This is a genomic window from Novosphingobium sp. BL-S-21 (genome assembly GCF_055521655.1).
This window is the reverse complement of record NZ_CM145496.1, coordinates 2,058,308-2,070,934: the sequence shown is the minus strand read 5'-3', so window position 1 is coordinate 2,070,934 and position 12,627 is coordinate 2,058,308. Positions and strand designations below refer to the sequence as shown.

Annotated in this window: 16 protein-coding genes; 9 read left to right on the top strand and 7 right to left on the bottom strand. The window is 65.2% G+C overall.

The window, feature by feature from the left end:
• Positions 1 to 157 precede the first annotated feature (157 nt).
• Genes ACZ1J6_RS18280 through ACZ1J6_RS18270 form a run of 3 tightly spaced genes read left to right on the top strand, consistent with a single transcriptional unit; the run spans position 158 to position 1,834 of the window.
• Positions 158 to 541: a PadR family transcriptional regulator gene (locus ACZ1J6_RS18280; RefSeq protein ID WP_132264247.1), complete on the top strand. Its 384-nt coding sequence runs from the start codon at positions 158 to 160 to the stop codon at positions 539 to 541.
• Entirely contained in the window at positions 531 to 1,097 is a 567-nt protein-coding gene (locus tag ACZ1J6_RS18275; protein WP_132264249.1) for a DUF1700 domain-containing protein, read from the top strand. Before ACZ1J6_RS18280 ends, ACZ1J6_RS18275 begins: the two co-directional genes overlap by 11 nt.
• A 26-nt stretch (positions 1,098 to 1,123) precedes the next feature.
• Positions 1,124 to 1,834, top strand: a complete 711-nt coding sequence (locus ACZ1J6_RS18270) for a GIN domain-containing protein (RefSeq protein ID WP_465127692.1) — start codon at positions 1,124 to 1,126, stop codon at positions 1,832 to 1,834.
• Between the two features lie 115 nt (positions 1,835 to 1,949).
• Here the strand turns inward: ACZ1J6_RS18270 and ACZ1J6_RS18265 are convergent, their stop codons facing one another.
• The 3 genes from ACZ1J6_RS18265 to ACZ1J6_RS18255 are packed head-to-tail and all read right to left on the bottom strand — an operon-like array spanning position 1,950 to position 4,045.
• Positions 1,950 to 2,837 (bottom strand): metallophosphoesterase family protein, encoded by an 888-nt coding sequence (locus tag ACZ1J6_RS18265; RefSeq protein WP_134094842.1) that lies wholly within the window; start codon positions 2,835 to 2,837, stop codon positions 1,950 to 1,952.
• Entirely contained in the window at positions 2,827 to 3,741 is a 915-nt protein-coding gene (locus ACZ1J6_RS18260; RefSeq protein ID WP_465127691.1) for a diacylglycerol/lipid kinase family protein, read from the bottom strand. Before ACZ1J6_RS18260 ends, ACZ1J6_RS18265 begins: the two co-directional genes overlap by 11 nt.
• A 37-nt stretch (positions 3,742 to 3,778) precedes the next feature.
• Positions 3,779 to 4,045, bottom strand: coding sequence for a hypothetical protein (locus tag ACZ1J6_RS18255; RefSeq protein ID WP_132264257.1), 267 nt, complete (start codon positions 4,043 to 4,045; stop codon positions 3,779 to 3,781).
• A 285-nt stretch (positions 4,046 to 4,330) separates the two neighbouring features.
• Between ACZ1J6_RS18255 and ACZ1J6_RS18250 the strand changes: the two genes are divergently transcribed.
• Positions 4,331 to 4,663 (top strand): UrcA family protein, encoded by a 333-nt coding sequence (locus ACZ1J6_RS18250; RefSeq protein WP_243654126.1) that lies wholly within the window; start codon positions 4,331 to 4,333, stop codon positions 4,661 to 4,663.
• 73 nt (positions 4,664 to 4,736) lie between these two features.
• Here the strand turns inward: ACZ1J6_RS18250 and ACZ1J6_RS18245 are convergent, their stop codons facing one another.
• The 3 genes from ACZ1J6_RS18245 to ACZ1J6_RS18235 form a co-directional block, all read right to left on the bottom strand.
• Complete coding sequence (locus tag ACZ1J6_RS18245) at positions 4,737 to 5,408, bottom strand: LytR/AlgR family response regulator transcription factor (protein ID WP_243654173.1); 672 nt, start codon at positions 5,406 to 5,408, stop codon at positions 4,737 to 4,739.
• Between the two features lie 76 nt (positions 5,409 to 5,484).
• Entirely contained in the window at positions 5,485 to 6,771 is a 1,287-nt protein-coding gene (locus ACZ1J6_RS18240) for a sensor histidine kinase (protein WP_465128269.1), read from the bottom strand.
• Positions 6,772 to 6,908: 137 nt separating this feature from the next.
• Entirely contained in the window at positions 6,909 to 8,432 is a 1,524-nt protein-coding gene (locus ACZ1J6_RS18235) for a fumarate hydratase (protein ID WP_465127690.1), read from the bottom strand.
• A gap of 288 nt (positions 8,433 to 8,720) precedes the next feature.
• On the opposite strand from ACZ1J6_RS18235, the gene ACZ1J6_RS18230 reads away from it, so the two are divergent.
• From ACZ1J6_RS18230 to ACZ1J6_RS18210, 5 genes are all read left to right on the top strand, one after another.
• A complete protein-coding gene (locus ACZ1J6_RS18230) occupies positions 8,721 to 9,314 on the top strand; it encodes a protein-L-isoaspartate O-methyltransferase family protein (protein WP_431568066.1) in 594 nt (197 codons plus the stop codon).
• 2 nt (positions 9,315 to 9,316) lie between these two features.
• On the top strand, positions 9,317 to 10,774 hold the full coding sequence (locus tag ACZ1J6_RS18225) for a TolC family outer membrane protein (RefSeq protein WP_132264263.1): 1,458 nt from the start codon (positions 9,317 to 9,319) through the stop codon (positions 10,772 to 10,774).
• Positions 10,775 to 10,863: 89 nt separating this feature from the next.
• Positions 10,864 to 11,322, top strand: a complete 459-nt coding sequence (locus tag ACZ1J6_RS18220; protein WP_132264265.1) for a DUF2497 domain-containing protein — start codon at positions 10,864 to 10,866, stop codon at positions 11,320 to 11,322.
• An 87-nt stretch (positions 11,323 to 11,409) separates the two neighbouring features.
• Positions 11,410 to 11,841, top strand: a complete 432-nt coding sequence (locus ACZ1J6_RS18215; protein ID WP_465127689.1) for an acyl-CoA thioesterase — start codon at positions 11,410 to 11,412, stop codon at positions 11,839 to 11,841.
• Positions 11,838 to 12,227 (top strand): (2Fe-2S) ferredoxin domain-containing protein, encoded by a 390-nt coding sequence (locus tag ACZ1J6_RS18210; RefSeq protein WP_442047045.1) that lies wholly within the window; start codon positions 11,838 to 11,840, stop codon positions 12,225 to 12,227. The genes ACZ1J6_RS18215 and ACZ1J6_RS18210 overlap by 4 nt, the downstream gene beginning before the upstream one ends.
• Before the next feature lie 34 nt (positions 12,228 to 12,261).
• On the opposite strand, the gene ACZ1J6_RS18205 is transcribed toward ACZ1J6_RS18210, so the two are convergent.
• A complete protein-coding gene (locus ACZ1J6_RS18205) occupies positions 12,262 to 12,555 on the bottom strand; it encodes a hypothetical protein (protein WP_132265251.1) in 294 nt (97 codons plus the stop codon).
• Positions 12,556 to 12,627 lie beyond the last annotated feature (72 nt).

Here is a 12,627-nt window from a genome sequence, read left to right as displayed (position 1 = left end):
TTTCCTGTCGCCAAGGCGGGGCCAAGGCGGGTTTGCACGGTGCCAGATACCTAGCCATAGCAAGGTACCTTGCCACACCCCGTACTAATCTTGGCAAGGTACCTTGCGTTACACGGTAGCTTGCAATATACACTCCTCATTCGCAGGAGATGATTCGATGTCCGAAATCGAAGTACAGCTGAAAAAGGGAGTGCTCGGCCTGTGCGTGCTCGCCCTGCTGTCGCGGGGGGACAGCTACGCCTACGAGATCGCCAGCCGCATGGCCGCGGCGGTCGATATGGGTGAGGGCACGATCTATCCGCTCATGCGCCGCATGCAGTCGGATGGCCTCGTGGCGACCTATCTGGAGGAATCGCCCTCGGGTCCGCCGCGCAAGTACTACCGCATCACCGAAACCGGCCGCAGCCGCCTTGCCGAACAGGTAGAGGAATGGCGCGGCTTCACCGCCGCCGTCGACGGGCTGATCGAAGAGGCTGCCGCCCCTTCGCCCGATGCTCCGATGGAAGGCCCCATCGCAGAGGAGCCGAGCCATGACGCGTAACGAATTCATCCGGCGCCTGAAGGCCGGTCTCAAGGGCATGCCGCAAGGCGATGTCGCCGAGATCGCAGCCGACTACGAAGAGCACTTCGAAGCCGGCGCCGCCGAAGGCCGCAGCGAACAGGAAGTGGCCGCCGCCCTTGGCGATCCCGGCCGCCTTGCCCGCGAACTGCGCTTCGAGGCTGGCTTCCGCAACTGGGAAAGCGGACGCTCGCCGTCCTCCGCCTGGGGCGCGATCCTGGCCTTCATGGGCCTGGCGACCATCGACATCCTGATCCTGCTGCCCATCGTCTTGCCGGTGCTGGGCGTGATGTTCGGCCTCTACGTCGCGGCCATCGCCGTGTTCGTGGCAGGCGGCTTCATGTTGATCGCCGGGCCGTTCAGCGGCTTTCCGGGCGGCATCCTCGTCGCGATCCTGGGCGGCCTCGGCACGATGAGCGCCGCCGTGGCGATCGCCGCGCTGCTGACATTGGTCAGCATCTGGATCATCAATGCCCTCATGTGGTTCGGCCGCCTTCACTACCGCGTGATCGAACCCGCCATCCACCCCGAAAACTGAGAAAAACGAGAGAAAGGAACCAAGTGATGTTCAGGAAACTGCTCATCGTATTCGCCAGCGGCGTGATCCTGACGATCGTCGCTTTCAGCGCGGCCTGGTTGATCGGCGGGGACAAGTTCCGCCAGGACATCCACAGCGGCGACTTCAACTGGACCATGGACGGTGACGATACGGACAGCCCGCAGATCACCCGCAACTTCCAGATCCAGCCCGGCGCCCGCCTGGCCATGGACATCCCCGTCCAGCTCGTCTTCACCAAGGGCGAAAAGGCCGAGATGGTCGTCACCGGCCCGCAAAAGCTGGTCGACCGCCTGACCTGGGAAAACGGCCGCCTGGACGTGAAGGGCAAGTGGCACGGCCGCAAGGGCCTGAAGGTCCGCATCTCCGCGCCCGAGATCGAAGGCCTCGATTTCGAAGCGCCGGGCGACGTGACCCTGACCGGGCTCGACCAGGACAGCCTGACCGTGAACGGCAACGGCGCTCTCAGCCTCGAAGCCTCGGGCAAGGTCCGCAAGCTGGCCGTGACCGCCGAAGGCGCGGGTAACCTGGACTTCGGCAAGGTCGAAGCCCGCGATGCGCTGATCCGCGTCAATGGCGCAGGCAATATCACCATCGGCGCCACCGGCACGGTCGACGTTGCCATCAACGGCATCGGCAATGTCAGCCTGGTGCGCAAGCCCGCGAACCTCAAGACCGAGATCAACGGTATCGGCAACGTCGATCACGACTACAAGTAAGCATTCCCAGGATCCGTCGCCGCGGGCCTTCCCGCAGCGACGGCAGAAATGAAAAGGGCCGCACCGTTTCGACGGTGCGGCCCTTTCTCTTTGTCTTTGGCCAGGCCTCAGCAGATCAATGCACCGGCGGATCGACCGGCGGCACCGCGCCCACCGGCGCCACCGGCTCGCCCGGCTCGCGCGGGGGCAGGGCGTTCTCGGGCACCTGGTCGATCTGCATGGCCGATGTCGGCACATGATCGAGATTGCGGGCGACCACGCTGATCCGGTCGCCCTCGATGGTGATCTCGTTGAAGCTGGGCGGGGTCGAGCGAATGCGCTTCGACAGCGTGCCCGCGCCGATCATCCGCAGCGGCCCGGCCGGAGTTTCGGCGGTGAGGTCGAAAGCATCGTGAATGTGGCCGGACAGCACGGCCATGACCTTGCGGCCTGCCAGCACTTCCATCGTCCGGGTGCCGTTGATCGTCAGCAGCTTGTTGTCCTTGGCGCGTCGCTCGGTCAGCGGGTGATGCGCGGCGATGAGCACGCGGGTTCCCGCGGGCAGGGCATCGATGGCGGCCAGAGTTTCGGCCAGCGCCTTTTCCGTCACCCATCCGTTCGACCAGGGGAAGCGCTGCCACTGGGCGCGCGTGGTGGTCTTGAGCGGAACGATGGCCAGGCCCGGCAGGTGAAGCTCTGCCTCCACCATGCTCTCGATGGCGTGGAACCGCTTGTAGGGCGCGAAAAACCGTTCGTAGAGGTTGAAATAGGGGATGTCGTGATTCCCCACTTCGACCGTCACCGGCACGTCCAGTCCCTTGATCCACGCCGTCGCCGCGTCGAATTCGGGATGGCGTGCGCGCATCGTCAGGTCGCCGGTGATGGCGACGGCATCGGGTTTTTCACGCGCGATGCAGGACTTCGCCCAATCGATGGCGCGTCTGTCCTCCAACCCGAAATGGATGTCGCTCAAGTGGAACAGGCGGATCGGATCGCCCGGCGAGAGAGAGTTTTCAGGAAGCATTGCGGGTCGTTACCAGATCGACTTCGCAAGTTGCGAGGTAAAACTCCTCCTCCGCGCCGCCATCGAAAGGTTCGCCGTCGATCAGCAGGCCCATCGGCTCGCCATCGGGGCAGACCAGCTTGAGCCGGCGATGGCTGCCGAGCGAGTCGTGCGGTCCGTCGCGGAAGTCGCGGTTGAGCAGGGCGATGCCCTGGCCGGCATAGTCCGCCAGCGATTCGGCGTAGTAGCCGTTCGCCTCCAGCCCGCTTTCGCCGGGGGTGACGGTGATGGCGGCATAACCGTCTTCGCGGCCGCAATCCGATTCGGCGCAGAACACCTTGGGGCCGTTCGCGGACCAGGAGATGGCCTGCCGCGCGGTGTTGACGAATTCGACGATATTCACCGCGCGCATGGCCTCGCGCACCTCGTTCCAGACGGTGCCGGGCCCGGCGAGCACGCCGGTCAGGCCGATTCCGTGGCGACTGGCGATGACGGTCGGCCGCACCGTGTCGAGCGGACCGCTGGCGAGGCGAGCGACGATCTCTTCCACGGGGACATCGCCGTGCAGGCGCTTGGGCAGCATGTTCATCGTGCCACCGGGCAGCACCAGCACCGCGCCGCTCCAGCCGCTGGCCGCCGCAACCACCGAATGCGTGGTGCCGTCACCGCCGAAGGTCACCAGCAGATCCACTTGCGCGGCATCGAGCACGGCCGGTGTCGGCGCATCCTCTTCGGGAAAGCGCAAGGTGCGGACCACCGGAAAGCCGGCATCGGCCAGGTTTTCCTCGACCCGGGAAACGGAGGCATCGTCATTGCTGCCGCTGGCAGCGTTGCAGACCAGCCATACCCGGGGCAGCGGCGCGGCGGACTGCGGGATTCCGGCCTGCTGGCCAGGACGAGAGCGGGGATGTTCCGTTTGCGTCATGCCGCCAGAAACCTGCCTCGCCCCGCCGGGTTCCCGATCAAAGCCGTCCGCTGGAGATCAGCCAGGCGGAAAGGCCGTTGAGACCGGAGTAGAGGATATAGACCCAGGCCCAGCCCGCCGACCCGCCGGCCACGGCGATCATCGCGCCCAGCAGCATCACGAATTCGACGACAAGGCTGAAGCGCCCGCCCAGGGGCTGGAAGAACCACGGGATCTGCGAAAGCATTCGATGGCCGCTTTCGAGCACCGCCTTGTGCGCGGCGAAGTTGAATATCCCAAGGAAGAAGACGAGGATCAGTCCCATAAGTACATACAAATGGTACCGTCAAACGGCGAGGAAAGCCAGCTTTCGAATAGACCGTGATTTTCGCAGTGCTGATTCGCCGTAGTTCTTTCGCGCAGCCCGGATCGCAAGACGTCGTTCGTCGACACCCAATGTCGTTCATCCCCACCACCCGGCCTTCGTCGACCTTGAACGGGTGACGGTCGAGCCTCGCGTGAAGCTGCGGCGATTCGGCTGCAAACAGGTTTCACCGAGCCGGTTGCGACGAAACTCTCTGCACACGGCTCCCCTGAGGAGGAAGAGACGATGTTCAAGACCAACATGATCGCCGCCGCTGCTGCCGGACTTGTTCTGGGTGCCGTTGTTGCCGCAACCGCCCCGGCCCCCGCTTTCGCCAAGAATGTCGAAGTGCGCTATTCCGACCTGAATCTCTCGACGCCGGAAGGCCAGCAGAAGCTGGAACGCCGCATCGATACCGCCGCGCGTGAAGCCTGCGACTACAACCGCGTCACCACCGGGTCGCGCCTGCGCAGCTCCGATGCCACCGAATGCTACAGCAAGGCCCGTGCCGACGTCAGCGCGCAGGTTGCCGGCGCTGTCGACAAGGCCGGCGCCGAACGGCTCGCGGTCGGCCAGTAAGGCCGACCTTGGAGACGCCCCACACCCTATCCCGAAGTCCCTTAAAAAATAACCGGATACGACCTGGCGGGCCCTAGCGGCCCGCCATTTTCTTTACGGTCGGCAGATAAGTCCGGCCGATACGCAAGGCATCGCCGCTGGCGGTTTCCACCGACCATACCCCCAGCCCTTCGTGCCGAAGGCCGGTGACATGATCGCGGCGCAGGATGCAACTGCGGTGGATGCGGATGAAGCGTTCGGGATCGAGCCGCTCCTCCAGGCTGGTGATGGTCTGGAGCAGAAGGTAGCTCTGGCCCCGCACATGCAGCCGCACATAGTCGCGTTCGGCATCGATGCGCTCGACGTCGGCGGCCGGCACGCGCACCAGTTCGGAGCGATGCGGCACCCAGAATTCCTCCAGCCACTGGCTGGTCGGCGCCGTGCGCTGGTCTCCGCGCCGCGACATCACCCGGCCCACGGCCCGCTCCAGCCGGTCCGGCGCCACGGGCTTGAGCACATAGTCGATGGCATCGAGGTCGAAAGCCTCGACCGCGAACTCGTCATGCGCGGTCACGAAGATCACCGCTGGCGCATCGGGCTTGCCCGAGAGACGCCGGGCCACGGTGAGTCCGTCGGTTTCCGGCATGGTCAGGTCGAGCAGGACGAGATCGGGCGTCAGCGCGTCGATCAGGCGCAGCGCGGCCTGGCCGTCGCTGGCCGTGCCGATCACCGAGACGCCCTCGATCCGCGAGCAGATCACCTGCATGCGTTCCACCGCCAGCGGCTCGTCGTCGACGATCAGCGCACGAAGCGGCGCCGCCTCGGTAAGTTCAGGGGAAATGTCAGGCAAAACCAGCCTCCAGGGGCATTCTCAGGACCGTGGCAAAGCCGCCCTCGGGGCGTTTGCCGAACGCAATGGTGGCCGCAGCGCCGTAGCGGGCGCGCAGGCGATCCCGCACATTGCCGAGGCCGATCCCGAAACCGCCGCTGTTTTCCGGGCATCCCGGCCCATCGTCCACCACGCTGATCTCCAGCATGTCGTCATCGCGGCGCGCGCGAACGGCGATCGTCACCGGCCGCTGGGTGGCGGCAACGGCATACTTCACCGAATTCTCTACGAGCGGCTGCAGGATCATGCCGGGCACCATTGCACCAAGAACGGAATCGTCAACATCAATCGTCGTTAACAATCGATTCGGAAACCGCACCGCTTCTATTGCGAAATAGAGCTTCTGCATCTCGATTTCGTCGACAAGTGCAAGATCGCTGGTGGGATCCCCGGAAAGTGTTCGCCGATAGAAGGTCGAAAGATTCTGGATCATCTTTTCAGCATCGTCCTGCTTGCCGATCATGACCAGTGCGGAAAGCGAATTGAGCGTGTTGAACAGGAAGTGCGGATTGACCTGATAGCGCAGCGATCGCAGCTCCGCCGCCGCCGCCGCCCGCCGATATTCGCCCTCGCGCCATTCCGCGGCGCGGGCTTCCTCCGCCTTGACCAGCGCGAAATAGAGAGCCGCCCAGGCCAGCACCAGGAAATAGCGGCCGAAGGCGGTGTCGGCCATGTTCGCCCAGCGATCGTAGGCCTGGCCGAACATCTTCTCGGCATCGACGCTGATTTCCGAACGGGTTTCGCTCGTCGTCTCAGACTTGCGCTCACCATCGCCGGCCTCGGCAACGGGAGATTCGCTGGTCTCCGATTTCGGCGACATGCTCTTGGGAAGATCGACCAGGATATTGCCCGCATCGTCCCGGCTGATCCGCACATTGCTGGGGCCGTCGACGGAATCGTGCTGGTACTGCTCGTCCTTGTCCGAATTCATGTCGGCAAAGATCGCATCGTTGATGAGCGAGAGCGCGATCGCCAGCGGCAGCGCGCTGACCAGCACCACCACGAAGCGCGTACCGGCCGAGCGGCGATCCAGAAGTTGCAGCAGCGGCCAGACCGCCGCCATCAGCAGCATGGACAGGACGCAGATCGTCAGCCGCCGCGACACCATCGGCCAGAACAAGTCGTAGCCCATCGCGACGCCGCGCAGCGTGGCGACGACGAAGTAACAGGCCCAGAGGGCGGCAAGGGAAAGCAGGACGAGCCGCGCAGGCACACGCGGCTGGGTGGAGACGGGCGTCATGGGGGTCGTCATCTGCAGGGGATAGCGCAAAAAATCCCCCGCGCGCCAGTTCCCTGATCGGGCCGCGACCGACATTCGTCGAAGCGGCGCCGAGGGAAGGTCCGGTCCGACGGAAAAGCCGCCGGACCGGGCTTCGATCACGCCGGAAGCAGGTGTTCCTTGGCGATCTTTTCCTTCCACACCAGCGGCGCCAGCTGGTGGACGTTCTTGCCTTCGGAATCGACCGCCACGGTCACCGGCATGTCCTTGACGGTGAATTCGTAGATCGCCTCCATGCCGAGGTCCGCGAAGCCGACGACCTTGGCGTCCTTGATCGCGCGGGCGACGAGGTAGGCCGCGCCGCCGACGGCCATCAGGTAGGCCGACTTGTGCTTGGCGATGGATTCGGTGGCGGCGGGGCCGCGTTCCGACTTGCCGATGCTGGCCAGCAGGCCAAGATCGAGCATGGTGTCCGAGAACTTGTCCATGCGGGTCGCGGTGGTCGGACCGGCGGGGCCGACGACTTCCTCACGCACCGGATCGACGGGACCGACGTAGTAGATCACGCGGCCCTTGAAATCGACCGGCAGTTCCTCACCCTTGGCCAGCATGTCGGCAATGCGCTTGTGCGCGGCATCGCGGCCGGTCAGCATCTTGCCGTTCAGCAGCAGACGGTCGCCCTGCTTCCAGCTCTGGACGGTCTCGGGGGTGAGGGTGTCGAGGTCGACGCGGATGGCGCCGGCATCGGGAGCCCATTCCACCTGCGGCCACTCGTCGAGGTTCGGGGTTTCGAGGTACTTCGGGCCCGAACCGTCCAGCGTGAAGTGCGCGTGGCGGGTCGCGGCGCAGTTGGGGATCATGGCGACGGGCTTCCCGGCGGCGTGGCACGGCCAGTCCATGATCTTGACGTCCAGGATGGTGGCCAGGCCGCCAAGGCCCTGCGCGCCGATGCCGAGGGCATTCACCTTGTCGAAGATCTCGATGCGCAGTGCCTCGATATCGTTCTGCGGGCCGCGTGCCTTAAGCTGTGCCATGTCGATCGGCTCCATCAGGCTCTGCTTCGCGAGCTTGACGCAGTGCTCCGCAGTGCCGCCGATGCCGATGCCCAGCATGCCCGGCGGGCACCAGCCGGCACCCATCTGCGGCAGCATCTCGATCACCCAGTCGACGATGGAATCGCTGGGATTCATCATCTTGAACTTCGACTTGTTCTCCGAACCGCCGCCCTTGGCCGCGACGTCCACCGAGACCTTAGAGCCGGGGACCATGCTGACCGAAAGCACCGAAGGGGTGTTGTCCTTGGTGTTGCGGCGGGTGAAGGCGGGGTCGGCCAGAACCGAAGCGCGCAGCTTGTTCTCGGCATTGTTGTAGGCGCGGCGCACGCCTTCATCGACCACTTCCTGCAGCGACTTCTCGGATTCGAGGCGGCAGTTCTGGCCCCACTCGATGAAGACGTTGACGATGCCGGTGTCCTGGCAGATCGGGCGATGCCCTTCCGCGCACATGCGGCTGTTGGTCAGGATCTGGGCGATGGCATCCTTGGCGGCGGGGCCTTGTTCCGCCTCATAGGCGTCGCCCAGCGCACGGATGTAGTCCATCGGGTGGAAGTAGCTAATATACTGAAGTGCGTCGGCGACACTGTCGATCAGGTCGTCTTCGCGGATGGTCACCATTTCTGTCATGGATTAGGCGCTCCCGTTTTTTGCGGATCACGTGGTTTTGCGCGCTCCTTAGACCCGCTTTGACATTTGCGCAAAAGCGCATTTCGCGCGGCGATTCTTGTGTTCCACGCGCAGCGGGTTGCATGTTCGGGAACGGCATCGTCAAAGCGTCACGATTGATCGACCAAGGTATTTCAAACTGCTTGGCCTGCATCGCCGCTTCGCTTAGAAGGCCCGGCATAAAGTCCGTATTTGCGGGGTACAGGCGTCTGCCGTCCTTTCCCGCTCCAGCATGAGGAATAGGCCGCAATGACCCTGACCGAGGATCGGTCCGCCACCGAAGCACGCCACGCGATGATCGTCAGCCAGCTGCGCACCAGCGGGGTCAACGAACCCTGGGTGCTCACCGCAATGGCCCGCGTCGCCCGCGAGAACTTCGTTCCGGCCGCCATGCGCGACGCCGCCTATATCGACCGCGCGATCGCGCTGGAAAACGGCCGATTCCTGGCCGCTCCGCTCGTTCACGGCAAGATTCTGGCCGAAGCGGCTCCCACGCAGGACGACAAGGTCCTGCTCGTGGGCGAAGCCAATGGCTATCTGGCTGCGCTGCTGCGTCCGCTCGCCGGTTCGCTGACCGTGGTGGACCCTGCCGAAGCCGCCGCTCTGGCGGGTGAGGGCGGCTATTCGCTCGTCGTGATCGACGGTGCGATCGAGGAACTGCCCGCCGCTCTCGCCGCGCAAGTGGTCGACGGCGGCCGCGTGGTGACCGGTCTGGTCGTGCGCGGCGTCACGCGCCTTGCATCGGGCGTGAAGGCTGCCGGCGCGGTTTCGCTGCTGCCGCTGATCGAGATGGGGATTCCGGTTCTTCCCGAATTCGCTGCTCCCAAACACTGGAGCTTCTGAACGTGGCCCGGTTCGCAAAGCGTGCCGGGCTGCTCGCGGGGGGATGTCTGACACTGGCTCTGACCGGCGCTCCGGCGCTGGCAGATACCCTGCGCGATGCGCTTGTTGCCGCCTATCAAACCAATCCCACGCTCGAATCCGCGCGCGCGCAGCAGCGCGCCACGGATGAGGGCGTGCCGATCGCCAAGGCCCAGGGGCGGCCGAACGCCAGCGTCAGCGGCACCTACACGGAGTTCCTGAAGCAGAGCGAGAATTCGTTCAACGCGCCTGCGCGCACTTTCAATGCCGGGGCGGACCTGGGCGTGCCGATCTATTCGGGCGGTGCGGTGAAGAACCGCATCAAGGCCGCGAAGATCCGCGTCGACGCCGGACAGGCAGACTTGCGCGCCACGGAAGCCTCGATCTTCTCGCAAGTGGTGGCGGCCTATATGGACGTGATCCGCACCGAGGCGATCGTCGGGCTCAACCGCAAGAACGTCAGCGTTCTGCAGACCAACCTGCAGGCCACCAGCGACCGCTTCCAGATCGGCGACCTCACGCGCACCGACGTGGCGCAGTCGCAGTCGCGCCTGGCCGTCGCCCAGAGCGATTTGCGCACCGCCGAAGCCAATCTGGCCGGCGCGCGGGAGACTTACATCCGCCTCGTCGGCCATGCGCCCGAGGCTCTGGAGGCGCCGCCGCCCCTGCCGAACCTTCCGGGCAATGCGGATGAAGCCTCCGCCATCGCCCTCGATTCCAACCCCGATCTGATTGGCGCGCGAGAGCGTACCAAGGCTGCGGAAAAGGACATCGACGTCGCCGGCGCCAGCCGCCTGCCGACGCTGCGCCTGTTCGGCCAGGGCACCTACAACAACTACTTCAACACCCTGGCACGCGGCGTGCCCAGCTCCGGCGTGTCCCAGCACGATACCGCCGCGCAGGCCGGGGCACAGTTGTCGATTCCGATCTTCCAGGGCGGATTGCCCGCCGCGCAGCGCCGCCAGGCCCAGGCCACGGCCTCCGCCACGCTGGAGCAGGAAATCGCCGCCGAACGCGACGTGATCGCCCAGGTGCGGTCGTCCTTCACCTCGTGGAATGCCTCGAACGACCTGATCCGCTCCTCGCAAGTGGCGGTAGACGCCGCCTCGCTCAGCCTGGAAGGCGTCCGCGCCGAGAATTCGGTAGGCAACCGCACCATTCTCGACATTCTCAATGCCGAGCAGGAACTGCTGAACGCCCAAGTCACCCTGGTGACGGCACGGCGCAACGCTTACGTCGCCGGCTTCACCCTGCTGGCGGCCATGGGCAAGGCCGAGGCCCGCGATCTCAACCTGGACGGCGGAATTCTCTACGATCCCGAGATCAATTACGACCGGGTGAAGGGCAAGATTCTCGACTGGGATAACGATCCGGCACCCGTGGCCAAGTCCACCCGGACCGTTGACACGCAAGTGCAGGACGGGAACATTCCGCAGCAGTAATTGGCTGCTCCGATTCGGAGCAGGATTTTCGTCGCGTCCGGTGGGCCTTTGAAGCAGGCAGCCGGACCAGCGAGCAGGGGCAAAGTGGCATGCGTCAAAGCGGTGAACCTTCGGTCGAGGAGATTCTCCAGTCGATCAAGCAGGTGATCGCCCGCGACATGCGTGTCGATTCGCGGTCTGATGCCCGGGCCGAGCGGCACCGCCGTTCGGTGGAGGATCTGCGCGCGGTCATGCTCGAGGACGAGGATGACGATGTGCTCGATCTGGCGGAAACCGCGCAGCTCGCGCCCGACGAACCTGCCGACGAGCCCGCGCTGGTTCATGACGAGAAGCGCAATTCGATGCGCGAATCGCTGGCGGCGTTGGCCATGATCTCGGAACCCGGCGTGCCGCCGCAGATCGTCCGCTCGGGCGAGACTTCGCTGGAAGCCCTGACTCGCGAATTGCTGCGCCCGGCGCTTGCCGAATGGCTCGACAAGAACCTGCCGCCGATGGTGGAGCGGCTCGTCGCTGCCGAGATCGCCCGGATCGTGGGCAAGAAGGGCTGACAGCGCCCCGCCGGTGAGACATCGGCCGGCGGCCTGCCGGCACGTTCGCACTGGACCATCCGGCCGCCGCTTCCTACTTCCCGGAACATGGCTAAACCCGATCCCGCGCTGCTAGACGCCGCGCGCTACCCGTTCTCCTGTCAGATCGAACCGCGTTTCGGCGATCTCGACGTGAACATGCACATCAACAACGTCGCCATGGCCGGCATTCTGGAGGACGCACGCGTGCGCTTCTTCCGCACGGCGGGCGGCCTTGAGCACCTCGCCGGGCTCTCGACGATGGTGGCCAGCATCGCCATCGACTACCTGGGCGAGACTCACTATCCGGAGGCGGTCACCGTGCACGGCGCGGTGGAACGCATGGGACGGACTAGCCAGACCGTGCTTCAGGTGGTGATGCAGGACGGCAAGCCCGTGGTTTTCGCCCGCACCGTAATCGTCATGGTCGGTCCAAGCGGCCCTGCGCCGCTGACCGAAGCCTATCTGGAAAGCGCCCGGCAATGGATGTTCCGCGCATGAGCGCCACCGCCGAAGACATCGCGCGCGCCGCCGATGCACTGGCGAAAGCCGGAGGCGACGGAATCCAGCGGCACATCTTCATCTGCGCCGAACCCCAGAAGGGCGAGTGCTGCGCGCCGCAGCAGGGCGCGGCCTCATGGAAATACCTGAAGAAGCGGCTCAAGCAGCTCGGGCTCGACGGCCCCCTGCGTCAGGACGGCGGCGGCGTCGCCCGGACCAAGGCCGACTGCCTGCGCATCTGTTTCGCCGGTCCGGTCGCCGTCGTCTGGCCGGACGGTGTGTGGTACCACTCCTGCACCGAGGATGTGCTGGAGCGGATCATCCAGGAGCACCTGATCGGCGGCCTCCCGGTCGAGGAATTCCGGCTGAGACCTGCCGCGACCTGATTCGTCCGGCGCCTGGCGTTCCGCAGCCGAAAATTCAGAACCGGTGATCGTCGTCCAGCGGATCGACGACCGCCTCGTCATGGCCGGTGCCGCTGGACAGGAACACCAGGCCCATCAGCGCGGACGCCAGCAGCATGGTGAAGCCGATGCCCAGTGCCGCGGCGATGTAGAAGTGCACCGAGACCATCCCGTTGGAACGGTAGAGCAGAATCACCGAAGCGATCACCAGAGCCACCGTCACTGTCAGCATATAGCGCATGATGCGGCGATAGCGCGCCCAGGCGTGGGCGGCCTTTTCGGGGTCATCCAGGGGCGAGCGCGGTATCATCCGGCCCATGTGCGCCTTCGCGCGCCGGCTCGCAAGGGACTCGTGGCGGTGCCGGGCCTGTGTTACTCTCCC